20 protein-coding genes and 1 pseudogene are annotated in these 22,880 nt (G+C 68.0%); 11 read left to right on the top strand and 10 right to left on the bottom strand.

Annotated elements, in window-relative coordinates:
- The first annotated feature begins 228 nt into the window (after positions 1–228).
- Complete coding sequence (locus PM1_RS10505; protein WP_009618636.1) at positions 229–1,401, top strand: IS4 family transposase; 1,173 nt, start codon at positions 229–231, stop codon at positions 1,399–1,401.
- A gap of 200 nt (positions 1,402–1,601) precedes the next feature.
- On the opposite strand, the gene prmB is transcribed toward PM1_RS10505, so the two are convergent.
- Positions 1,602–2,513, bottom strand: a complete 912-nt coding sequence (prmB, locus tag PM1_RS10500) for a 50S ribosomal protein L3 N(5)-glutamine methyltransferase (RefSeq protein ID WP_009618634.1) — start codon at positions 2,511–2,513, stop codon at positions 1,602–1,604.
- Between the two features lie 172 nt (positions 2,514–2,685).
- On the opposite strand from prmB, the gene PM1_RS10495 reads away from it, so the two are divergent.
- From PM1_RS10495 to folE, 4 genes are all read left to right on the top strand, one after another.
- Positions 2,686–3,282, top strand: coding sequence for a cysteine hydrolase family protein (locus PM1_RS10495; RefSeq protein ID WP_009618632.1), 597 nt, complete (start codon positions 2,686–2,688; stop codon positions 3,280–3,282).
- Between the two features lie 169 nt (positions 3,283–3,451).
- The gene (locus tag PM1_RS10490) at positions 3,452–3,772 is read left to right on the top strand and encodes a hypothetical protein (protein ID WP_009618630.1); all 321 of its coding nucleotides are present in this window, start codon (positions 3,452–3,454) and stop codon (positions 3,770–3,772) included.
- A gap of 58 nt (positions 3,773–3,830) precedes the next feature.
- Positions 3,831–4,388 (top strand): Smr/MutS family protein, encoded by a 558-nt coding sequence (locus tag PM1_RS10485; RefSeq protein ID WP_009618628.1) that lies wholly within the window; start codon positions 3,831–3,833, stop codon positions 4,386–4,388.
- Positions 4,389–4,487: 99 nt separating this feature from the next.
- A complete protein-coding gene (gene folE, locus PM1_RS10480) occupies positions 4,488–5,033 on the top strand; it encodes a GTP cyclohydrolase I FolE (RefSeq protein WP_009618627.1) in 546 nt (181 codons plus the stop codon).
- A gap of 703 nt (positions 5,034–5,736) precedes the next feature.
- On the opposite strand, the gene PM1_RS10475 is transcribed toward folE, so the two are convergent.
- From PM1_RS10475 to PM1_RS10455, 5 genes are all read right to left on the bottom strand, one after another.
- Positions 5,737–6,909, bottom strand: coding sequence for an IS4 family transposase (locus PM1_RS10475; protein WP_024128628.1), 1,173 nt, complete (start codon positions 6,907–6,909; stop codon positions 5,737–5,739).
- A gap of 297 nt (positions 6,910–7,206) precedes the next feature.
- Positions 7,207–8,067 (bottom strand): cache domain-containing protein, encoded by an 861-nt coding sequence (locus PM1_RS10470; protein ID WP_009618620.1) that lies wholly within the window; start codon positions 8,065–8,067, stop codon positions 7,207–7,209.
- A 73-nt stretch (positions 8,068–8,140) separates the two neighbouring features.
- On the bottom strand, positions 8,141–8,602 hold the full coding sequence (locus PM1_RS10465; protein WP_009618618.1) for a bacteriohemerythrin: 462 nt from the start codon (positions 8,600–8,602) through the stop codon (positions 8,141–8,143).
- Positions 8,603–8,803: 201 nt separating this feature from the next.
- The gene (locus PM1_RS10460) at positions 8,804–9,406 is read right to left on the bottom strand and encodes a glutathione S-transferase family protein (protein ID WP_009618616.1); all 603 of its coding nucleotides are present in this window, start codon (positions 9,404–9,406) and stop codon (positions 8,804–8,806) included.
- A gap of 9 nt (positions 9,407–9,415) precedes the next feature.
- Positions 9,416–10,582 carry an aminotransferase-like domain-containing protein gene (locus tag PM1_RS10455; RefSeq protein ID WP_009618614.1) on the bottom strand — a complete coding sequence of 389 codons (1,167 nt, stop codon included), beginning with the start codon at positions 10,580–10,582 and terminating at the stop codon, positions 9,416–9,418.
- An 80-nt stretch (positions 10,583–10,662) separates the two neighbouring features.
- On the opposite strand from PM1_RS10455, the gene PM1_RS10450 reads away from it, so the two are divergent.
- On the top strand, positions 10,663–11,106 hold the full coding sequence (locus PM1_RS10450; protein ID WP_009618612.1) for a MarR family winged helix-turn-helix transcriptional regulator: 444 nt from the start codon (positions 10,663–10,665) through the stop codon (positions 11,104–11,106).
- Here PM1_RS10450 and PM1_RS10445 read toward each other — a convergent pair.
- A complete protein-coding gene (locus PM1_RS10445) occupies positions 11,094–11,741 on the bottom strand; it encodes a hypothetical protein (protein ID WP_009618610.1) in 648 nt (215 codons plus the stop codon). The genes PM1_RS10450 and PM1_RS10445 overlap by 13 nt on opposite strands.
- 145 nt (positions 11,742–11,886) lie before the next feature.
- Between PM1_RS10445 and PM1_RS10440 the strand changes: the two genes are divergently transcribed.
- The 3 genes from PM1_RS10440 to PM1_RS10430 all read left to right on the top strand — a co-directional run bounded on the left by PM1_RS10440 (position 11,887) and on the right by PM1_RS10430 (position 16,796).
- Complete coding sequence (locus PM1_RS10440) at positions 11,887–12,498, top strand: LysE family translocator (RefSeq protein ID WP_009618608.1); 612 nt, start codon at positions 11,887–11,889, stop codon at positions 12,496–12,498.
- Entirely contained in the window at positions 12,495–13,688 is a 1,194-nt protein-coding gene (locus tag PM1_RS10435) for a benzoate/H(+) symporter BenE family transporter (RefSeq protein ID WP_009618606.1), read from the top strand. Before PM1_RS10440 ends, PM1_RS10435 begins: the two co-directional genes overlap by 4 nt.
- Before the next feature lie 375 nt (positions 13,689–14,063).
- Entirely contained in the window at positions 14,064–16,796 is a 2,733-nt protein-coding gene (locus PM1_RS10430) for a cation-transporting P-type ATPase (protein ID WP_009618604.1), read from the top strand.
- A gap of 3 nt (positions 16,797–16,799) precedes the next feature.
- On the opposite strand, the gene PM1_RS10425 is transcribed toward PM1_RS10430, so the two are convergent.
- The gene (locus PM1_RS10425) at positions 16,800–17,561 is read right to left on the bottom strand and encodes an SDR family oxidoreductase (protein ID WP_009618602.1); all 762 of its coding nucleotides are present in this window, start codon (positions 17,559–17,561) and stop codon (positions 16,800–16,802) included.
- 222 nt (positions 17,562–17,783) lie between these two features.
- Here PM1_RS10425 and PM1_RS10420 point away from each other — a divergent pair, with 222 nt between their 5' ends.
- Positions 17,784–18,788 carry an NADP-dependent oxidoreductase gene (locus tag PM1_RS10420; protein WP_009618600.1) on the top strand — a complete coding sequence of 335 codons (1,005 nt, stop codon included), beginning with the start codon at positions 17,784–17,786 and terminating at the stop codon, positions 18,786–18,788.
- Between the two features lie 254 nt (positions 18,789–19,042).
- Positions 19,043–20,782 carry a SulP family inorganic anion transporter gene (locus tag PM1_RS10415; protein WP_009618598.1) on the top strand — a complete coding sequence of 580 codons (1,740 nt, stop codon included), beginning with the start codon at positions 19,043–19,045 and terminating at the stop codon, positions 20,780–20,782.
- Positions 20,783–21,019: 237 nt separating this feature from the next.
- Here the strand turns inward: PM1_RS10415 and PM1_RS31325 are convergent, their stop codons facing one another.
- Complete coding sequence (locus PM1_RS31325) at positions 21,020–21,733, bottom strand: methyl-accepting chemotaxis protein (protein ID WP_372241097.1); 714 nt, start codon at positions 21,731–21,733, stop codon at positions 21,020–21,022.
- Positions 21,734–21,877: 144 nt separating this feature from the next.
- Positions 21,878–22,072: pseudogene (locus PM1_RS31320) on the bottom strand (HAMP domain-containing protein); the annotation flags it as partial.
- Between the last annotated feature and the right edge of the window lie 808 nt (positions 22,073–22,880).

The following is a 22,880-nucleotide window of genomic DNA, read 5'->3' as shown; positions in this document are numbered from 1 at the left end:
GCTCAACCCATCCTACGAAAAGCACCTCGGCGCAGTCGGCAAGACAGTTGCTCCAACAAGAAAATGCCGTGCCCCACGGCGTACGTAGGGCGAATAACGCTCCGCGTTATCCGCCCTGCTGGCCACTACTGTCCGGAATATTTATCGGGGAAAGTCTGGAGGGCTTGCGGGGGCTGAAGGCACGGGTTAAACCGTTGAGCGCCAACTCAACCTCACAGCCCCCGCAAGATGTTCAGGATAAGCCGTTTTCACGATGTACTAAAAGCGCTGCCTCGCGGCGTCTTCGATCGACTGGTCGCCGAACACGGCGCCGACAAGCACAGCAAGCGCTTTGGCAGCTGGGATCACCTGGTCGCCATGGTGTATGCCCAACTGGCCGGCGTGAGCAGCCTGCGGGCGCTTGAAACCAGCTTCAACAGCCATCCCCATCAGCACTATCACCTGGGTACGGGCCCGATCCGGCGTTCCACCCTGGCCGACGCCAACGAACGCCGTAATACCGAGGTCTTCGCCCAGGTTGCGCACTACCTGATGGCGGGCGTCTGCCGGCAGTTACGCCGTGACGGGAAGGAACTGCTGTACCTGCTGGACTCCACCACGATCACCCTCAAGGGCCCTGGCTTCGACGAATGGACGCTGTCCAATCGAACCCGCTCCCAGGGGCTGAAAGTCCATGTGCTGTATGCCGAGCAGGCGGCGGCGCCGGTGCATTGCAGCTTCAGCGCAGCCAACGTCAACGACATCGACGAAGGCCGGACGCTGGGTATCGAGCCACAGGCCACCTACGTATTCGACAAGGGCTATTACGACTTCAACTGGTGGGCGAGCCTGGATGCCCAGAAGGCCCGCTTCGTCACACGATTCAAGTCCAATGTGCGGCTCAAGGTCCTGGCCTTGCGCGAAGTCCCCCAGCAAGACCGGGAAACGATCCTGCGAGACGAAGAGGTGAGCTTCTCCAACCGCAACCCAGGTGGCCGACGGCGTAATCACTACACCCAGCCCCTGCGGCGGATCCTGGTGAACCGCCCAGGCGATGAGCCGCCTCTGAGCCTGGCGACCAACGACCTGAGCAGCCCGGCGGCAGAAATCGCCGAGCGCTATCGGGATCGCTGGCGGATCGAGCTGTTTTTCAAATGGATCAAGCAACACCTGAAGGTCAGGCGTTTCCTGGGCCGTAGCGAGAATGCCGTGCGCCTCCAGATTCTCTGTGCGCTGATCAGCTACTTGCTGCTGAACCTTTACCAACGCAGGACGGGAACGCGGCAAAGCCTGTGGATGCTGATGGTGGAGGTACAGGCGACGCTATTTCAGCGTCCTGGCCTGGAGGCCGAACGTTACCGACGACGGCAGGAGCGAATACGCGAGATCAACCTGCGTCAGGGGCAGCTGTTAATAGCATGAGGCGTGCCGGACAGTAGTGCCCTGCTGGCGGAATCGCGGATGAATCCGCTCCTACGCCCTCCGGCAAACACAAGACCCGTAGGATGGCGTTGAGCGAAGCGATACCCATCGCCACGACCGCATGGGTTTCGCAGGAGCCCCCGGTATCGCCCCCTGTAGGAGCGCGCCCTGCGCGCGAAATCGCGGGCAGGGCCCGCGCCTCAGTTCACCCGCGAACGGAACAGCGCCTGGTGTTCGCGGCACTGCGCCGCCGACAGCAGGAACACGCCGTGCCCGCCGTGGCGGAATTCCAGCCAGGTGAAGTCCACCTCCGGGTACAGCGCCTCGACGTGCACCTGGCTGTTGCCCACTTCGACGATCAGGGTGCCCTGTTCGGTCAGGTGGTCGGCGGCCTCGGCGAGCATGCGCCGCACCAGGTCCAGGCCATCGTGGCCGCAAGCCAGGCCCAGTTCCGGCTCGTGCTGGTACTCGGCCGGCATGTCGGCGAAGTCCTCGGCGTCGACGTAGGGCGGGTTGGAGACGATCAGGTCGAAGCGCTGCCCCGGCAGGCCGGCGAAGCCGTCGCCCTGCACGGTGTAGACGCGCTCGCCCAGCTCGTGGCGCTCGATGTTGACGTTGGCCACTTCCAGGGCCTCGAAGGACAGGTCGGCCAGCACCACTTCCGCCTGGAGGAATTCGTAGGCACAGGCGATGCCGATGCAGCCCGAGCCGGTGCACAGGTCGAGGATGCGCGCCGGTTCCGCCGCCAGCCAGGGCTCGAAGCGCTGCTGGATCAGCTCGGCGATGGGCGAACGCGGCACCAGCACGCGCTCGTCGACCACGAACGGCAGGCCGCAGAACCAGGCCTCGCCCAGCAGGTAGGCGGTGGGCACGCGCTCCTCGATGCGCCGGCGCAGGAGTTCGCGCAGGTGTTCGCGCTCGTCGTCCTCGAGGCGGCAATCCAGGTACGCATCGGCCATTTCCCACGGCAGGTGCAGCGCGCCGAGCACCAGCAGGCGGGCGTCGTCCCAGGCGTTGTCGGTGCCATGTCCGAAGTACAGCCCCTCGGCATGGAAGCGGCTGACCGCCCAGCGGATATGGTCTCGAAGGGTCAGCAAACGGGATTCGGTCACGGCGCAGGGTCCTCGCGGCGGGCAAAAAGGCCGGCATTCTAGCCCAAGGCGGCCTGCCGCGGGCGCACACCGGCGTCGAGGGGGTCAATACCACTTTGCGCGGGTTTCGCATAGATTCACAGCGCCCGCGGAACAGACCACAATGGTGGCATACGCATCATAGGAGTTCGTCATGTCTCAACCGCTCAGCATGCTGAAGATCAGCGGACGCGGCTATCCGCCCGCCACCCTCCGCCAGAGCACGCTGCTGATCATCGACGCCCAGGAAGAGTACCGCAGCGGCGTCCTCGCCCTGCCCGGCCTGGAACCGGCGGTCGCGCAGATCCGCCAACTGCTGGATGCCGCGCGCAGCCAGGGCACCCCGATCGTCCACGTGCGCCACCTGGGCATCCACGGCGGCCTGCTCGACCCGCAGGGTCCGCGCGGGCAGTTCCTGCCCGAACTGGCGCCGCTGCCCGGCGAGGTGGTGGTGGAGAAGCGCCTGCCCAACGCCTTCTCCGGCACCGAACTGCACGACCGCCTGCAGCACAACGGCCGGCTGGACATCATCGTCTGCGGCTTCATGACCCATTCGAGCATCAGCACCACCGTGCGCGCGGCCAAGGACTACGGCTACCGCTGCACCCTGGTCACCGCCGCCTGCGCCACCCGCGACATCCCCACCCCGGATGGCGGCGTGCTCTCGGCGCGCGACCTGCACCACGCGGAAATGGCCGCCCTGGGCGACAACTTCGCCGCCGTGGTCGGCGAGGCCCAGGCGCTGATCTGAGCGCCGTCCGTCCCGCTGCGGCGGCAAGCTGCCGCCGCAGCTATTAGGCTGTAAGGCGACACATCCAGCGGGCACGCGCCGGACGGGCGGGCCAGGCATTCCCTGCGGGGGCGGAACCCCCTCCCGCCGACACCGGTCATAGCCTCGTTCAGCAGATGAGGAAGCCGGGATGAAGATGTCCGACAGTTTCGATCCACGCACGCTACGCCCGAAGCGACCGGGCCGCTGGCGCTGGCGCTTCGTGGCCGCCGTGGCCGCGCTGATCGCCGCGTTCGGCGTGCTCGGCGCCCTGGCCGGCGGCGCGGCCTTGCTGCGCCGGCAACCGGCGGCGGGGGTCATGCACATCGAACCGGCGGCCGGCGCGGTATTGCTGGTGATCGGCCTGCTCGCCCTGTGGCTGGGCGTGCTGTTCTGGCGCCTGGCGCGGCGCCGCGCGCGGCGTGGCGACGGCCTCAGCCTGTCGCCGCGGCTGATGAAGAAGCGCGGCTGAGCGGCTTGCCGCAAAGCGCCCGCGATCCGCTAGAATGCCGCCTCTTCGCGGAGGCTCCATGCAAGACGACGATTTTTCCCTGTTCGCCAACGAGATGCGCGGCGTCAAGCGCATCCAGGTGGACCAGGCCGACACCGGCAAGCCCAAGGCCGACCGCCAGCAGGTCAAGCTGCGCCAGCAGAACGCCACGACGAAGGTGGAAAACCAGCGCGTCGACGGGCTGTCCGACCTGTTCGTCATCGACGTCGGCGCCGAGGACGAGCTGTACTGGGCCCGCGACGGCGTGCAGGAAGGCCAGATGCGCAAGCTCAAGGCCGGCCAGATCGGCTTCGAGGGCAGCCTCGACCTGCACGGCATGAACATCGAGAAGGCCCGCGAGCTGCTCTGGGACTTCCTCGCCGAGGCCAGCCGCCTGGAAGTGCGCTGCGTGCGCGTCACCCACGGCAAGGCGGCGCGCACCGACGGTCGCCGGCCGCTGCTCAAGAGCCACGTCAACACCTGGCTGCGCCAGCACCCGCAGGTCCTGGGCTTCACCTCGGCCCTGCCGCGCCACGGCGGCACCGGCTCGCTCTACGTGATGCTGCGCCGCACCATGCTGGAGGGGCGCGACGAATAATCCGTCGCTCCCGCTGGCGCACCGCGCCCTTGCCAGCACGCCACGCGCGCCCTACCCTGCGCCTCTGCGCTCCACATTGCCAAGCCCTACAGGTAGAACATGTCCCTGGAACAAAACTACTCGCAGATCCTCAGCCAGCTCGGCGAGGACGTCACCCGCGAAGGCCTGCTCGACACGCCCAAGCGCGCCGCCAAGGCCATGCAGTACCTCTGCCGCGGCTACCAGCAGACGCTGGACGAGATCGTCAACGGCGCGCTGTTCAGCTCCGACAACAGCGAAATGGTGCTGGTCAAGGACATCGAGCTGTACTCGCTGTGCGAGCACCACCTGCTGCCCTTCATCGGCAAGGCCCACGTGGCCTACATCCCCAACGGCAAGGTGCTCGGCCTGTCCAAGGTGGCGCGCATCGTCGACATGTACGCCCGCCGCCTGCAGATCCAGGAGAACATGTCGCGGCAGATCGCCGAGGCCGTGCAGCAGGTCACCGGCGCCCTGGGCGTGGCGGTGGTCATCGAGGCCAAGCACATGTGCATGATGATGCGCGGCGTGGAGAAGCAGAACTCCTCCATGGTCACCTCGGTGATGCTCGGCGAGTTCCGCGAGAACGCCGCTACCCGCAGCGAGTTTCTCAGCCTGATTCGCTGAGGTCGCTTGCGGGGATGAAAAACCGGCCTGTGGGGCCGGTTTTTTCTTGCCTGTAAGACGGAGTCCGCTCCTACGGGGGAATACCACCGTGCCTCATGTGGATTGTAGGAGCGAGCTTGCTCGCGAACGGTGGTTACCGGTGACGTAGGTGTTGGGTGTAAGAGCGCCCTCTCCCCAACCCTCTCCCTGAAGGGAGAGGGGGCTGTCCTGAGCTGCTTGTCAGTCAGGCGCCATCCTCCTACCCCCCGTCATTCCCGCGAACGCGGGCACCCAGAGACTTCCTGCTTGGGTGTGACGCGCCGCACCGAGTGTTCGGAGGTTTCTGGTTTCGCCCCCTCGGGCGAGTCCCTTTTGTCAATCGGTGGAAGGCCACCCCCGCAAAAAGGAACCAAAAAGGCTTGCCCCGACATACGGGCCCGATGGAGCCGGGCTACCCTCGCGAATTCCCCCGCCACGGAGGCCCGCCCCGAGGGTACGTCTCTGTAGCCCATCGGGGCTCTCGCGACATCCATGTCGCATGACCTCCTGAGCGCCGGTTTCGTTCGGCCTTCTGAAGGGGCATTCCGGAGTGCGCGGATGTTTCTCTGGAAGTCTCAAGAGCAAAAGCCAGAGCGAATGCGCTTTGGCTTTTCGTAGGAGCGAGCTTGCTCGCGAACCGCTCGTCACTGGATTCCCGCGTTCGCGCACTGCTGTCCGGCACGCCTCATGCTATTAACAGCTGCCCCTGACGCAGGTTGATCTCGCGTATTCGCTCCTGCCGTCGTCGGTAACGTTCGGCCTCCAGGCCAGGACGCTGAAACAGCGTCGCCTGTACCTCCACCATCAGCATCCACAGGCTCTGCCGCGTTCCCGTCCTGCGTTGGTAAAGGTTCAGCAGCAAGTAGCTGATCAGCGCACAGAGAATCTGGATGCGCACGGCATTCTCGCTACGGCCCAGGAAACGCCTGACCTTCAGGTGTTGCTTGATCCATTTGAAAAACAGCTCGATCCGCCAGCGATCCCGATAGCGCTCGGCGATTTCTGCCGCCGGGCTGCTCAGGTCGTTGGTCGCCAGGCTTAGAGGCGGCTCATCGCCTGGGCGGTTCACCAGGATCCGCCGCAGGGGCTGGGTGTAGTGATTACGCCGTCGGCCACCTGGGTTGCGGTTGGAGAAGTTCACCTCTTCGTCTCGCAGGATCGTTTCCCGGTCTTGCTGGGGAACCTCGCGCTGGGCCAGGACCTTGAGCCGCACATTGGACTTGAATCGTGTGACGAAGCGGGCCTTCTGGGCATCCAGGCTCGCCCACCAGTTGAAGTCGTAATAGCCCTTGTCGAATACGTAGGTGGCCTGTGGCTCGATACCCAGCGTCCGGCCTTCGTCGATGTCGTTGACGTTGGCTGCGCTGAAGCTGCAATGCACCGGTGCTGCCGCCTGCTCGGCATACAGCACATGGACTTTCAGCCCCTGGGAGCGGGTTCGATTGGACAGCGTCCATTCGTCGAAGCCAGGGCCCTTGAGGGTGATCGTGGTGGAGTCCAGCAGGTACAGCAGTTCCTTCCCGTCACGGCGTAACTGCCGGCAGACGCCCGCCATCAGGTAGTGCGCAACCTGGGCGAAGACCTCGGTATTACGGCGTTCGTTGGCGTCGGCCAGGGTGGAACGCCGGATCGGGCCCGTACCCAGGTGATAGTGCTGATGGGGATGGCTGTTGAAGCTGGTTTCAAGCGCCCGCAGGCTGCTCACGCCGGCCAGTTGGGCATACACCATGGCGACCAGGTGATCCCAGCTGCCAAAGCGCTTGCTGTGCTTGTCGGCGCCGTGTTCGGCGACCAGTCGGTCGAAGACGCCGCGAGGCAGCGCTTTTAGTACATCGTGAAAACGGCTTATCCTGAACATCTTGCGGGGGCTGTGAGGTTGAGTTGGCGCTCAACGGTTTAACCCGTGCCTTCAGCCCCCGCAAGCCCTCCAGACGCCCCCTCGAAAATATTCCGGACAGTAGTGCGCGTTCGCGGAAATGACGGGGATGGTTGGGCGTTTCAGGATGACTCAGGATTCCCCCCTCACTCAGGACAAGCCCCCTCTCCCGCTTGCGGGAGAGGGTTGGGGAGAGGGCGCTCTTGAACCCAACACCACAGCCCCCAGCAAACCCTGTTCGCGAGCTTGCTCGCTCCTACGAACAGCCCTCAGGGCTTTTCAGCCCCCCGCCGTGTAGTATCCCACCGCCACCAGGTAATGCCCGCTCTTGCGCAGCAGGGCGTGCTTGTTCTCCACCTTGCCGGTCACCGGGTTGCGCCACTGGTAGTCGAACTGCCCTTCGCCCTTGCTTTTCGCCAGCGCCAGCATGGCCTGGCCGATGGCGTTGCCGGCCGGGTCCTTGAGGCTGGCGAAGTCGGTGCCGACCATCCGGGTGTTGTAGCCGTGGGCGACGAACTTGCCGGTGTCCATGTCGACCACGAAGGCGTAGAGGTCATCCTCGATGAAGGCCTTGTCGAGGTCGTTGATGCGCTTGAAGGTCGCTTCCGGCGCGCCTTCCACCGCCTTCGCCGTCTTCTGCAGCATGGCCTCGGCCTGGCGGGCGTCGGCGCGCGGGATGTAGTAGCCCACCGCCAGGAAGCGGTCGCCTATGCGCTGGTAGTAGGTGTGCTTGCGCTCGACGCGGCCGTCGGCCCAGTTCTTCCAGCGGTACTCGGTTTCCTGCACCTTGCCGTTCTCCGGGGCCTTGAGGGCCTTGGCGAACTGCTTGCGCATGTTCGGGTCGAGCAGTTGCGAGACGTCGCGGCCGATCAGCACCACCGAGGGGCCGCCGCTGGCCAGCATCACGCCCTTGCTGTCGACGACGTAGACGTACAGCTCGTTATCGATGAACTCGCCCTGGCGGCTGAACGCGGCGAAGGCCTTGTCGCCCTCCTGGCGGTAGTAGGCCACGGCCTTCTCCAGCAACTGCCGGGCCCGCTGGGCCTGGGCGGCGTCGGCCGCGGTGCTGGTGGCGGCCGGCAGGTGCAGCGGGGCCAGGCAGGCGAGGCAGAACAGCAGCGCACTGAACAGGCGTTTCATGCAGGGTCCTCCATGTCGTCCCTTCTTGTTCTGGACTGAGCATAGATGGCCGCCGCGGTTTCGCCCGCCGGCGTCAGCCGAAGAAGCGCTTCATCGAGCGCGACAGCCAGCCGCCGTGGCTCTGGTCGTGGGTCAGCTCGTGCATGCTGGCCTTGACCGACTCCACGTAGTTGGCGTCGTCGTTGCGGATGTGGGTGAACAGCCAGCGCCCGAGCAACCCCTTGAGTTCCTCGGCGACGTCCTCGCCGGCGGCAAAGCGCAGGCGGTAGTCGGATACGCGCTTGATGAAGAGTTCGTGGACTTTCTTGTGGGCGCGGGTGAACTGGTAGCCGGAGTCTTCCAGCAGGGTTTCCTCGAAGGCGAAGTGCGACTGGGTGTAGTCCACCAGTTCCTCGATCACCTCGCCGACCCGCGCCTTGTCCAGGGTGCCCTGGGCCTCGTGCAGCTGGTTGATCATCTCGACGATTCGCTTGTGCTGGTTGTCGATCACCTGGATGCCGGTGTTCAGGTCATCCTGCCAGACCAGATAGGCCATTTTTCCCTCCCCCACCGGTCGCCGGCATTCCTGCCGCCGCGGCCCGGCTACTGCTCTATTGTTGGCTGGGTCCAGGGTAGGGAGGCGAAACGGCGCGCGCCATGATGCCCGTCAATGGGGAGGCCCTTAAACTGCGAGCCAGAGCGCACGAATACGAAAAAGCCCGCGCGATGGCGGGCTTCTTCTGACACTTCGGGCCCTTCAGTCGAGCATGCCGACGTGCCGCGGGTGCGCCGCGACGCGCGCCATCCAGGCATTGATCGCCGGGTAGCCGGAGAGGTCGAAACCGCCCTGGTGCGCCACGTGGGTGTAGGCGTACAGGGTGATGTCGGCGATGGAGTAGCTGTCGCCCACCAGGTACGGCGTGCGCGCCAGCTGCTGCTCCATCACGTCCAGGGCCTTGTAGCCGCCCTTCAGGCAGTCCTCGTACTCGGCGCGGCGCTCGTCCGGCATCTTCAGGTAGAACTGGATGAAACGCGCCACCGCCACGTAGGGCTCGTGGCTGTACTGCTCGAAGAACTGCCACTGCAGCACCTGGGTGCGCAGGCGCGGTTCCTTCGGCAGCAACTCGCTGCCGTCGGCGAGGAAGTTGAGGATGGCGTTGGATTCCCACAGGCAGCTGCCGTCCTCCAGTTCCAGCACCGGCACCTTGCCGTTGGGGTTCTTCGCCAGGAATCCGGGGGTCTGCGTCTCGCCCTTGAGGATGTCGACGTCCTGCCACTGGTACGGCAGGCCCAGCAGGTGCAGGACCAGCTTGACCTTGTAGCAGTTGCCGGACAACCGGTCGCCGTAGACGGTGTACATGGCGCCTCCTCAGGCAGATTGGGCCGCTTGCGCTTCGCGGATCACCGCAGCCAGGCGGCGCAGGCCTTCGCCCAGGCGCTCCGGCGCCACGTGGCTGAAGTTCAGGCGCAGGTGGCCGGGGTTGGCATCGGGGTCGGTGAAGAAGGGTTCGCCGGGCATGAAGGCCACGTTCTGCTGCAGGGCCTCGTCCAGCAGGCCGCGGGTGTCCAGCGGCTGCTTCAGGGTCAGCCAGAAGAACAGCCCGCCCTGGGGCACGTTCCACTCGGCCAGGTTGGCGAAGTGTTCTTCCAGCTGGGCCTGCATGGCGTCGCGGCGGATGCGGTAGAAGTCGCGCAGCTCGGCCAGGTGACCACGGTAGGCCTCGGTGCCGAACCACTGCAGGGCCTGCCACTGGCCGATGCGGTTGGTGTGCAGGTCGGCCGACTGCTTCAGGCGCAGCAGGTGCGGGAACAGGTCCGGGGTGGCGATCAGGAAGCCCACGCGCAGGCCCGGCAGCAGGGTCTTGGAGACGGTGCCGGTGTAGATCCAGCTGGCCTTCTTCAGGCGGCTGACCAGCGGGGTGGCGCTGCCGGCGTCGAACACCAGCTCGCGGTAGGGTTCGTCTTCGATCAGGGTCACGCCGAACTCGTCGAGCAGCGCCGCCACTTCGTCGCGGCGTTCTTCGCTGTAGCGCACGCCGGACGGATTCTGGAAGGTCGGGATGAGGTAGGCGAAGGCCGGCTTGTGCCGCCCCAGGCGCTGGCGCAGCGCGGCCACGTCAGGCCCCTCGGCGCCCAGCGGCACGGTCACGCAGTCGGCGCCGAACAGCTGGAAGGCCTGCAGCGCGGCCAGGTAGGTCGGCGCCTCGAGCAACACCTCGGTGCCCGGGTCGATGAACAGCTTGCTGGCAAGGTCGAGGGTCTGCTGCGAACCGCTGACGATCAGCACCTGGCTGGCATCGCAGGGCACGCCCAGGGCCCGCGCTTCGGCGGCGATGGCCTCGCGCAGGGCCGGCTCGCCCTCGCTCATGCCGTACTGGCCCATGCTGGCCGGCATGTCCGCCCATTCCACCTTGGGCAGCATGGGTTCGGCCGGCAGGCCGCCGGCGAAGGACATCACCTCCGGACGTTGCGCCGCAGCGAGGATTTCACGGATCAGGGAGCTTTTCAGGCGGGCGATACGTTCGGAGAAGGCCATGGGGTCACCGGTAGCGGAGGCAGGAGCAAATGGGTCAAACTGGTTGACCGAAGCTACGACGGCCGAACGGATACGTCAATATGCCTGACCTTCTGCCCTCCGACACCTGGTCGGAAGCCATGCAAGCCTTTTACTTCAGCTACCGGGCGTTCACCGCCAAGCCGGACGAGATCCTCGCCCGCCGCGGCCTGGGCCGGGTGCACCACCGCATCCTGTTCTTCGTCGCGCGCCAGAGCGGCTTGAGCGTGAAGGAGCTGCTGGCCACCCTGGGCGTGAGCAAGCAGGCGCTGAACATGCCGCTGCGGCAATTGCAGGAGATGCAGCTGATCCGCAGCGAAGCCTCGCCGGCCGACAAGCGCAAGCGCCTGCTCAGCCTCACCGCCGAGGGCGCCAAGCTGGAACGGGCCCTGCGCAACGAGCAGGCGCGCCTGCTGCAGCGCGCCTTCGCCGAGGCCGGCGAAGAGGCGGTGCACGGCTGGCTGGCGGTCAACCAGGCCCTGGCGCAGCCGCTTCAGGAAACCTGAGCGCCGCCCTCCAGCTCCCGTGCGCCGCGCAGGAACATCAGCGCCAGCGGCAGCAGCGCCGCGGCGGCCAGGACGGTGCCGGGGATGAACAGCAGGATGCTGGCCATGCACACGCCCGAGAGCACGTCGAGCCAGCCCAGCACCTTCACCGAGGGATACGGCAGGCCGATCTTCAGCACCCGCACGCCATACCACAGGCCCACCAGGCCGCTGGGCAGGAACAGCGCCATGAAGCCGGCCAGGGCGGCGTTGGGCGTGCCGTCGAGCTGGGCGTCGAAGATCACCGCGTAGGCCTGGATCACCAGCGCCAGGCCGATGGACAGCCACAGCGGCCAAGCCATGCCGCGGGCGCCGAAGCGCTCGACCAGGAACTGCGTGGCGCGCCAGCTTAGGTAGCAGCCGAGCAGCGTGCAGAGCACGCCCAGCCACAGGCTGTAGCTGTCCAGGGCGTCGCCGCGCCCCGTGCCGCCGAGGAACGACAGGCCGAACAGCACGCTCTGCGCCAGCAGCAGCGCCAGGCTCAGCCAGGCCAGCAGGCGCAGGTGGCCGGGGCTCCAGCGGCCGCCGGCGAGGCTGGCCGGGGTGCGCGCCTCGATCAGCTCGACCTTGGGCGCGGCATAGGGGTTGTGGTCCATGGCGGGACTCCACGACTGCGACCTGCCCACCATATCCACAGCACGCCGGCCGCGCCACTGTACGGCCCGATCCGCCCCTGGCTGTTACGCGACAGCCCGCAGGCCGGGGGTTAGGCTGCGGAAAAACCACAAGACGCGTGCCGCCATGCCCCTCGAACTCCTGGCCGCCTTCATCGGCTTCGCCTTCGTCACCTCCATCACGCCCGGGCCGAACAACATGATGCTGCTGGCCTCCGGGGTGAATTTCGGCGTGCGCCGCACCGTCCCGCACATGCTCGGCATCAGCATCGGCTTCCTGCTGCTGGTGGTCGCCGTGGGCCTGGGGCTGGACCAGCTGTTCCACGCCTTCCCCTTCACCTACCAGGCGCTGCGCTACCTGGGCGCGGCCTACCTGCTGTACCTGGCCTGGGGCATCGCCCGCGCCGGCGCGCCGCAGGCCAACGGGCGCGGCAGCGGCAAGCCGTTCAGCTTCCTGCAGGCGGCGGCCTTCCAGTGGGTCAACCCCAAGGCCTGGATCATGGCCATCGGCGCCATCACCACCTATACCCCGCAGCAGGGCTTCGCCGGCAACGTGCTGCTGATCGCGGTGCTGTTCGCCGTGGTCAACCTGCCCAGCGTCGGCGTCTGGACGGTGCTCGGCAGTTGCCTGCGGCACTGGCTGGAACAGCCGGCGCGGCGCCGCGTGTTCAATATCGGCATGGCCCTGCTGCTGGTAGCCTCCCTCTACCCCCTGTTCGTGGACATCACCCCCGCATGACCGATTCGACCAGCGCGCGCCTGCGCCCCTTCGCCGACTCCTCCCCCGCCGCCGTGGTGGCCGGCTTCGTCGCCATGCTCACCGGCTACACCAGCTCGCTGGTGCTGATGTTCCAGGCCGGCCAGGCCGCCGGGCTGAGCAACGCGCAGATTTCCTCGTGGATCTGGGCGCTGTCCATCGGCATGGCGCTGACCACCATCGGCCTGACCCTGCGCTACCGCACGCCCATCGTCATCGCCTGGTCCACCCCCGGCGCCGCGCTGCTGATCAGCAGCCTGCCGGGCGTGCCCTACTCGGAAGCCATCGGCGCCTTCATCGTCTGTGCCGGGCTGATCACCCTGTGCGGCGTCACCGGCAGCTTCGACCGCCTGATGCGCCAGGTGCCCGGCTCGCTAGCCGCGGCGCTGCTGGCCGGGGTGCTGTTCCGCATTTGCATCGAGATCTGCCGCGCGGCCGAGCAGCAGACGCTGCTGGTAGCGGCGATGTTCCTCAGCTACCTGCTGGCCAAGCGCCTGTCGCCGCGCTACGCGGTGTTCGTCGCGCTGCTGGTGGGCGTGGCCCTGGCCGGCGCCCTGGGCCTGCTGAACTTCAGCCACTTCCAGCTGGAGCTGGCGAAACCGGTGTGGACCACGCCGAGCTTCTCCCTGGCCGCCACCATCAGCATCGGCATCCCGCTGTTCATCGTCGCCATGGCTTCGCAGAACATGCCGGGCCTGGCCGTGCTGCGCGCCGACGGCTACCAGGTGCCGGCCTCGCCGCTGATCTCCAGCACCGGCATCGCCTCGCTGCTGCTGGCGCCGTTCGGCTCCCACGGCATCAACCTGGCGGCCATCAGCGCGGCCATCTGCACCGGCCCGGAAGCCCACGAGAACCCGCACAAGCGCTACACCGCGGCGCTCTGGTGCGGGGTCTTCTACGGCGTGGCGGGCATCTTCGGCGCCACCCTGGCGGCGCTGTTCGCCGCGCTGCCCAAGGCGCTGGTGCTGTCCATCGCCGCCCTGGCGCTGCTCGGCTCCATCACCAACGGCCTGAGCAACGCCATGGCCGAGGCCCGCCAGCGTGAGGCGGCCATGGTTACGTTCCTGGTGACTGCTTCGGGTTTCACGCTGTTTTCCGTGGGCTCGGCCTTCTGGGGGCTGGTGGCGGGGTTGGTGACGCAGTTGGTGTTGAATTGGCGTCGGGCGATTTGATGAGGAAGGTTCAGGGGTTGGGCGAGAGCCCCTCTCCCCAGCCCTCTCCCTGAAGGGAGAGGGGGCTTGTCCGTGCCGAGAGGAGGAATGGTTTCAGCCGGAAACCTTCGGTGTTGCCGGCTGACTCCGAAATACCCAAGCGCTCCGAACGGTCCCCTCTCCCTTCAGGGCGGGGCGCGCAGCCGAGGGTTAGGGAGAGGGAACGGAGCCAACCCCAGACGCCGAAGTCCCTGCCGGCCAAAACAGGCTGCTGCTGTAACAGAATGCAAAACACTGGGAGGGCACCGGTCGCCTGCGCTGTTCCAGGTCAAGCCCGGCGGACGCCCGCCTGTCCATGCTGTAGCTCATCCCTGCCCCATCCGACAGGAGCCTTGCATGAGCCGACGCCGCGTTTCCCACTCCGACGCCAGCGCCACGCCCTGGCACAGCCTCGCCGCCGACGAGGTCCAGGCCCGCCTGCGCAGCGGCCCCACCGGCCTCGACGAGGCCGAGGTGCAAAGCCGCCGCCAGCAATACGGCGAGAACCGCCTGGCGCCGCCGCGCCGGCGCGGCCCGCTGCTGCGCCTGCTGCTGCAGTTCCACAACATCCTGCTCTACGTGATGCTCGCCGCCGCGCTCGTCACCGCGCTGCTCGGCCACTGGGTGGACACCGCGGTGCTGCTGGGCGCGGTGCTGATCAACGCGGTGATCGGCTTCATCCAGGAAGGCAAGGCCGAATCGGCGCTGGACGCCATCCGCGGCATGCTCTCCTCCACCGCCACCGTGGTGCGCCAGGGCAAGCGCCAGCAGATCGACGCCGCCGCCCTGGTCCCCGGCGACCTGGTGCTGCTGGCCTCCGGCGACCGCGTGCCGGCCGACCTGCGCCTGCTCGGCGGCAAGGAACTGCGCGTCGACGAGGCGGCCTTGACCGGCGAATCCCTGCCGGTGGAGAAGAACGCCCAGGCGGTGGCCGCCGACGCGCCCCTGGGCGACCGCTACGGCATGGCCTACTCCGGCACCCTGGTGGTCTACGGCCAGGCCCGCGGCCTGGTGGTGGGAACCGGGGCGGACACCGAGCTGGGGCGCATCAACCAGATGCTCAGCAGCGTGGAGAACCTGACCACCCCGCTGCTGCGGCAGATCGACCGTTTCGGCCGCATCCTGGCCATGGTCATCCTCGGCATCGGCGCCCTGGTGTTCCTGCTCGGCACCCTGTGGCTGGGCGAGACGCCGGAGCAGATGTTCATGATGGTGGTGGCCCTGGTGGCCTCGGCCATCCCCGAGGGGCTGCCGGCGATCATGACCGTGACCCTCGCCCTGGGCGTGCAGCGCATGGCCCGCCAGCGCGCCATCGTGCGGCGCCTGCCGGCGGTGGAGACGCTGGGCTCGGTGACGGTGATCTGCTCGGACAAGACCGGCACCCTGACCTGCAACGAGATGACCGTGCAGCGCCTGGTCTGCGCCGAGCGGGTGTATGAGGTGGAAGGCGTCGGCTACGTCCCCGAGGGCGGCTTCAGCGTCGACGGCCGCGCCGTGCAGCCGGACGCGCAACCGGCGCTGCTGCGGGCGATCCGCGCCGGGGTGCTGTGCAACGACGCCCAACTGCGCGAGGACGGCGGCCAGTGGAGCATCGAGGGCGACCCCACCGAAGGCGCGCTGCTGGTGCTCGGCGCCAAGGCCGGGCTGCCCCAGGAAACCTGCGCCCGGGACTGGCCGCGGCTGGACAGCATTCCCTTCGAGTCGCAGCACCGTTTCATGGCCAGCAGCCACCAGGACGCCGAAGGCCGCCCGTGGATACTGGTCAAGGGCGCGCCGGAGCGCATCCTCGAAATGTGCTCGACGCAGCTCACCGATGCCGGTGCGGCGCCGCTGGACCCGGACTACTGGCGGCGCATGGCCACCGACACCGCCGCCCGCGGCCTGCGCCTGCTGGCCCTGGCCGCACGGCAGGCGGCGCCGCAGGGCGCGCAACTGGGTTTCGACGACGTCGCAGAGGGCTTCACCCTGCTGGCCCTGGTGGGCCTGATCGACCCGCCACGGGCCGAGGCCATCGCCGCCGTGGCGCACTGCCAGCAGGCCGGCATCCGCGTCAAGATGATCACCGGCGACCATGCCGAGACCGCCCGCGCCATCGGCGCGCGGCTGGGCATCGGCGTCGGCCGCCCGGCGGTGACCGGCGCCGAGGTGGCGGTGATGGATGACGCCGAACTGCGCCGCGTGGCCCTGGAGGTGGACGTGTTCGCCCGCGCCAGCCCCGAGCACAAGCTGCGCCTGGTGCAGGCCCTGCAGGAGGACGGCCAGGTGGTGGCGATGACCGGCGACGGCGTCAACGACGCCCCGGCGCTCAAGCGCGCCGAGGTCGGCGTGGCCATGGGCCGCAAGGGTACCGAGGCGGCTCGCGAGGCCGCCGACGTGGTGCTGGCCGACGACAACTTCGCCAGCATCGCCAGCGCCGTGCGCGAGGGCCGCGCGGTCTACGACAACCTGAAGAAATTCATCCTGTTCATGCTGCCGACCAACGGCGGCGAAGCGCTGGTGGTGATTGCCGCGCTGTTCCTCGGCCTGGGCCTGCCGCTGACGCCGGCGCAAGTGCTGTGGATCAACATGGTCACCTCCAGCACCCTGGGCCTGGCCCTGGCCTTCGAGCCGGCCGAGCACGACATCATGCGCCGCAGCCCGCGGCCGCCGGGCAACGCCCTGCTTTCCGGGTTCTTCGTCTGGCGCGTGCTGATGGTGGCGCTGCTGATGATGCTCGGCGCCTTCGGCCTGTTCCTCTGGGAGCTGCAGCGCGGCACCGGCATCGAGTCGGCGCGGACCATGGCGGTCAACGCGGTGGTGATCGGGGAGATGTTCTACCTGATCAACAGCCGCTCGATCTTCGGCTCGGTGCTCAACCGCGAGGGCCTGTTCGGCAACCGCTGGGTGCTGCTGGCCATCGCCGCGTGCATCCCGCTGCAGCTGGCCTTCACCTACGCGCCCTGGATGCAGGACATCTTCGGCTCCAGGGGCCTGAGCCCGGCCGAATGGCTACGGGCGCTGGGCGCCGGGCTGCTGGTGTTCCTCGGCGCCGAGCTGGAGAAGTGGGTGATCCGCCGCAGCGGCCTGGCGCAGCGCCTGGCCAGGCACTGAGCCTCAGAGCGCGGTGTGCCCACCATCCACCGGCAGCGCGATGCCGGTGGTGAAGCCGGCGTTGTCGCTGCACAGGTAGAGCACCGCCGCGGCGATCTCCTCGACCTGGCCGACGCGGCCGACGGGGTGCATGGCGGCGGCGAACTCGGCCTTCTTCGGGTCGGCCTCGTAGGCGCGGCGGAACATGTCGGTGTCGATCACCGCCGGGCACACGGCGTTGATGCGCACCTTCTTCTTCGCGTATTCCACGGCCGCCGACTTGGTCAGGCCGATCACCGCGTGCTTGGAAGCGGCGTAGATGCTCATCTTCGGCGCCGCGCCCAGGCCGGCCACCGAGGCGGTATTGACGATGGCGCCGCCGCCCTGGGCGAGCATCACCGGGATCTGGTGCTTCATGCACAGCCAGACGCCCTTGACGTTCACCCCCATGATGGCGTCGAACTCGCTTTCCTTGCCCTCGGCCAGCCGGCCCTGCTCGATCTCGATGCCGGCGTTGTTGAAGGCGTAGTCCAGGCGGCCGTAGGCCTCCACCGTGGCGGCGACCAGCGCCTGGACCTCGGCGTCGCGGGTCACGTCGCAGCGGATGAAGCGCGCATCGCCGCCGGCGGCGCGGATCAGCTCGACGGTGGCTTCGCCGCCAGCTGCGTCGACGTCGGAAACCACCACCTTGATGCCCTCGCGGGCGAAGGCCTGGGCGGTGGCGCGGCCGATGCCGGCGGCGGCGCCGGTGACCAGGGCGACCTGGCCGGAAAGCAGCTGACTCATGGACTGTCCTCGAACGGATGGAGAATCGTCCGAGTCTAGCCGGCGCCCGCCGCGGGCAAAGCATTATCAGGCCGCTGTAGCTCGTACTATCCGTGCGAGTGATGAATACCTCGCGCCTGGATCATTTACATGGATAACCGGGCATTCTCGTGGTCGGCGGCAGCTTGCCGACGCCGCCGCCGCGGACTATCCCTAGGTTTTCCCCTCCCCGAGGCCACTGCCATGACCGCCCCGCTCAACCGCCAGTTCGTGCTCGCCCAGCGCCCCCAGGGTGCCATCGACCAGGACACCTTCCGCTACCAGGAAACCCCGCTCGGCGAGCCCGGCCCGGGCCAGGTGCTGGTGCGCAACCTGTACCTGTCGCTGGACCCGGCCATGCGCGGCTGGCTCAACGACGCCAAGTCCTACATTCCGCCGGTGGGCATAGGCGAGGTGATGCGCGCCCTCGGCGTGGGCCAGGTGGTGGCCTCGAACAACCCGGCCTTCGTCGTCGGCGACCACGTCAACGGCGCCCTCGGCGTGCAGGACTACTTCCTCGGCGAGCCCAGGGGCTTCTACAAGGTCGACGCGAACCGCGCGCCGCTGCCGCTGTACCTCTCGGCCCTGGGCATGACCGGCATGACCGCCTACTTCGGCCTGCTCGACGTCGGCCTGCCCAAGGCCGGCGAGACCGTGGTGGTTTCCGCCGCGGCCGGCGCGGTGGGCAGCGTGGTCGGGCAGATCGCCAAGATCAAGGGCTGCAACGTGATCGGCATCGCAGGCGGCGAGGACAAGTGCCGCTACCTGGTGCAGGAACTGGGCTTCGACGGCGCCGTCGACTACAAGAACGAGGACCTCGCCCTGGGCCTGAAGCGCTGCTGCCCCAACGGCATCGACGTGTTCTTCGACAACGTCGGCGGCGACATCCTCGACGCCTGCCTGGCACGCCTGGCGCCCAAGGCGCGCATCGTGATCTGCGGCGCCATCAGCCAGTACAACAACAGGCAGGCGGTGAAAGGCCCGGCCAACTACCTGTCGCTGCTGGTCAACCGCGCGCGCATGGAAGGCATGGTGGTGATGGACTACGCCAGCCGCTTCCCCGAGGCCATGCGCGAGATGGCCGGCTGGCTGGCCGAGGGCAAGCTGAAGTCCAGGGAAGACATAGTCGAAGGCCTGCAGACCTTCCCGCAGACGGTGCTCAAGCTGTTCAGCGGGGAGAACTTCGGCAAGCTCATCCTCAAGCTCTGAAGGCTTTGCGACACCCTGCAGGAGCGCCCCCTGGGCGCGAATCGCGGGCAGGGCCCGCTCCTACAGGTGCAGGAGAAACGCTGACGTAGGATGGGTTGAGCGAAGCGATACCCATCCTACGAAGAGCATCCCGGCGCAGCCCTTCTAGCGTCCTCTCGAAATCCTTCGTCTTCCTACGCCTGTAACTGACGCCGGGCAAGCCGCGGCCCTACACTGTGGCTAAGCTTCAGCCCGACGTTTCACGGAAGACACCCATGCCCCTCACCCGCTGGCTGCCCGGCCTGGACAACCTGCTGCACTACCGCTCCGCCTGGCTGCGCCCGGATGTCGTCGCCGGCCTGTCGGTGGCGGCCATCCAGATTCCCACCGCCATCGCCTATGCGCAGATCATCGGCTTCCCGGCCCAGGTCGGGCTCTACGCCTGCATCCTGCCGATGCTGATCTACGCCCTGGTCGGCAGCTCGAAACAGTTGATGGTCGGCCCCGACGCCGCCACCGCGGCCATGGTCGCGGCGGCCATCACCCCGCTGGCGGCGGGCGACCCGCAGCGCCTGTTGCAACTGTCGATGATAGTCGCGGTGATGGTCGGCCTGCTGTCCATCGTCGGCGGTCTGGTGCGCGCCGGCTTCATCGCCAGTTTCCTGTCGCGGCCGACCCTGGTGGGCTACCTCAACGGCATCGGCCTGAGCCTGATCGCCGGCCAGTTGGGCAAGCTACTGGGCTACCACACCGAGACCAGCGGCTTCCTCGCCGGCCTGCTGGCCTTGCTGCGCAACCTCGGCAGCACGCACTGGCCGACCCTCGCCCTGGGCGCGGCCACCCTGCTGCTGATGATCCTGCTGCCGCGGCGCTACCCGAAGATTCCCGGCGCCCTGGTCGGCGTGCTGTTCGCCACCCTGGCCAGCGTGGTGTTGGGCCTGGACCGCTACGGCGTCGCCCTGCTCGGCGCGGTGCCCCAGGGCCTGCCGGAGCTGAGCTGGCCGCGCACCAGCGTGCAGGAAATGGGCAACCTGTTCCGCGACGCCCTGGGCATCACCATCGTCAGCTTCTGCAGCGCCATGCTCACCGCCCGCAGCTTCGCCGCGCGCCACGGCTACAGCATCGACGCCAGCCGCGAGATGGTCGCCCTGGGCGTGGCCAACATCGGCGCCGGGGTGTCCCAGGGCTTCGTCATCAGCGGCGCCGACTCGCGCACCGCGGTCAACGACATGGTCGGCGGCCAGACGCAGATGGTCGGCATAGTCGCCGCCCTGGTCATCGGTCTGGCATTGGTGCTGTTCAGCGCGCCGCTGGGCTGGATTCCCATGCCGGCCCTAGGTGCTGTGCTGCTGATGGCCGGCTGGGGGCTGATCGACTTCAGCGCGCTCAAGGGCTTCTGGCGCCTGTCGCGCTTCGAGTTCGGCCTGTGCCTGCTGACCACCGTCGGGGTGCTCAGCGTCGGCGTGCTGCCGGGCATCTTCGTGGCCATCGTCATCGCCCTGCTGCGCCTGCTGTACCTGACCTACAAGCCGAGCGACGCGGTGCTCGGCTGGGTCCACGGCATCGACGGCCAGGTCGAGCTGAGCCGCTACCCGCAGGCGCACACCCTGCCGGGCCTGGTGATCTACCGCTTCGACGCGCCGTTGCTGTTCTTCAACGCCGACTACTTCAAGCAGCGCCTGCTGCAGGTGGTGGCGCAGACCAAGGCGCCGCGCGCCGTGCTGCTCAACGCCGAGGGCGTGCTGAACCTGGACGTCAGCGGCCTGACGGTGCTGCGCGAGGTGCAGCAGACCCTGGCGGCGCAGGACGTGCACCTGTCCCTGGCGCGGGTGCCGCGGGAAACCCTGGCGATGCTGGAGCGCTCCGGCCAGTTGGGCGAGCTGAAGCCGCCGCTGGTGTTCAGCTCGGTGCGGGCGGGGGTGAACGCCTACCGGCGCTGGTACAAGCGCCAGCAGGAGGCCGCCGCAAGCGCAACTGTTCTTGCCCTGGGCAGGCCTGCGGCCCCCTCACCCTAACCCTCTCCCGGAGGGAGAGGGGACCGTTCGGAGTACATGGGTGTTTCGGCGTTAGCCGGCTAGCACAGGGACTGCCGGCTGAAACCGGGCCGTCTCTCGGCACGGACTAGCCCCTTCTCCCTCCGGGAGAGGGCTGGGGTGAGGGAAAAGCCCGAACGCAGATGTCATTTCCCTGCAGGAGCGCGCCCTGCGCGCAAATCGCGGACAGAGTCCGCTCCTACAGGGGCTCGGTGCTGCCTACAGGCGGAACTGCCCCACCATCCCCTGCAGGTCGCGGCTGAGCTGGGCCAGTTCGACGCTGGAGGAGGCCGTGGACTCCATGGCCTGGGCCGATTCGTCGGCGATGCCGCGGATGCTGGTGACGCTGCGGTTGATCTCTTCGGCCACCGCGCTCTGCTGCTCGGAGGCCGTGGCGATCTGCTGGTTCATCTGGTGGATCACCGCCACCGCCGCGGCGATCTCGCCCAGCGCGGTCTCGGTCTGCTCGGCGTCGCCGACGCTCTTCTCCACCAGTTGATGGCTGTGCTGCATGTGCTGCACCGAGGCCTGGGCGCCGTTCTGCAACGCGCCGATCAGCTTCTCGATCTCCGCCGTCGACTGCTGGGTGCGCCGTGCCAGGGCGCGCACCTCGTCGGCCACCACGGCGAAGCCCCTGCCCTGCTCGCCGGCCCGGGCCGCCTCGATGGCGGCGTTGAGCGCCAGCAGGTTGGTCTGCTCGGCCACCGCCTTGATCACGTCGAGCACGCTGCCGATGTTCTGGCTCTCGCGGCCCAGGTCGTGGATGCTGGCGGACGCCTCGCGCACCGCCTCGGCCAGCTCGGAAATACGCCCGAGGGTGCGCCGCACCACCTGCTGCCCGCTGGCCACGGTGCCATCGGCCTGCTCGGCGGAGTGCGCCGCGGCCTCGGCGTTGCGCGCCACCTCGTGGACGGTGGCGGCCATCTGGTTCATCGCCGTGGCCACCTGGTCGGTCTCGGCCTTCTGGCTGTTGACGCCGCTCTGGGTGCGCTCGGTGACGCCGGACAGCGCCTGCGCCGAGGAGGTGATGCGGCCGACGCCTTCATGAAGACGGCTGACGATGCCGCGCAGGCTCTGCGCCATGGCGTCCACCGCGGCCATCAGCTGGCCCACCTCGTCCTTGCGCTCGACGCGGATGGTCTGGCTCAGGTCGCCCTCGGCGATGCGGCTGGCCATGCCGATCACCTGGCGCAGCGGGCGCACGATCAGCAGGCTGATCAGCAGCGCGGCCAGGGTACCGACCAGCAGCGCCAGCGCCGCCGAACCGAGCATGGCGCCCACGCTGCTGTGCAGCACGCTGACCATGGCCGTCTGCTGCGTGGCGTAGGAGGCGTCCACCTGCTGCATCATTTCCTCGGCGCGCTGCGACATCTCGCGGTGCGCCTGCTGCTCCTTGGCCAGGCCGGCGGAGTAGTCGCCGAGGTTGTTGCCGAAGCCGTCGATGTTGGTGGCCACGTCCTTGATCACCGAGACGTAGGCCGGATCGGTGATTGCCGTCTGCAGTTGCTTCGACAGCTCCAGGGCCTCGTCGGCGGACTTAATGCGCGCATCGCCCGCAGCCTCGCCGTCCTTCTGCTCCAGGCGCGCGCGGGCCTCGTTCAGGCCCTGCAGCACCAGGCGGTAGAGCTGGCCGACCTGGGCCGCCTGCTTGAGCAGTTCCTCGCCGTTCTGGCCCTGGCTCTGCTTGAGTTCGTAGGCGCCGTCGTCGGCCAGGCTGGACTGCAGGATGTCCAGGCTGTTGGAAGCGCTGGACACCGACCAGTTGGCGGCCTCCAGGGCCAGGTGGCGGCTCTTGCTGGCCTGCTCGAAGCGGTCGAAGGAGGCCAGGTAGCCGGCCATGGCCTGGGCCACGCGCTCCATGGCCTCGGCCTGGCCGGGGTGCGCCTTGAGCTGCTCGACATGCCCGGCGAGGAGCTTGGCGCGCTGACGCAATTGCTCGGCGGCCTTGGGGCTGGCGTCGCGGACGAAGTCCTTCTCGCTCTGGCGCATCTCCAGGACTTCGCGGTTGACCGCGCTCATGGCGTCCAGCAGGGCGAAGCGCTGCTCGATGGAGCGCAGCGCCCCGACGCCGATCCCGGCC

Origin of the sequence: Pseudomonas sp. M1 (assembly GCF_022760135.1) — a bacterium.
Lineage (GTDB): Bacteria > Pseudomonadota > Gammaproteobacteria > Pseudomonadales > Pseudomonadaceae > Pseudomonas > Pseudomonas citronellolis.
Note: the sequence above shows the minus strand (reverse complement) of the source record. Positions and strands in the feature narration are given on the sequence as shown.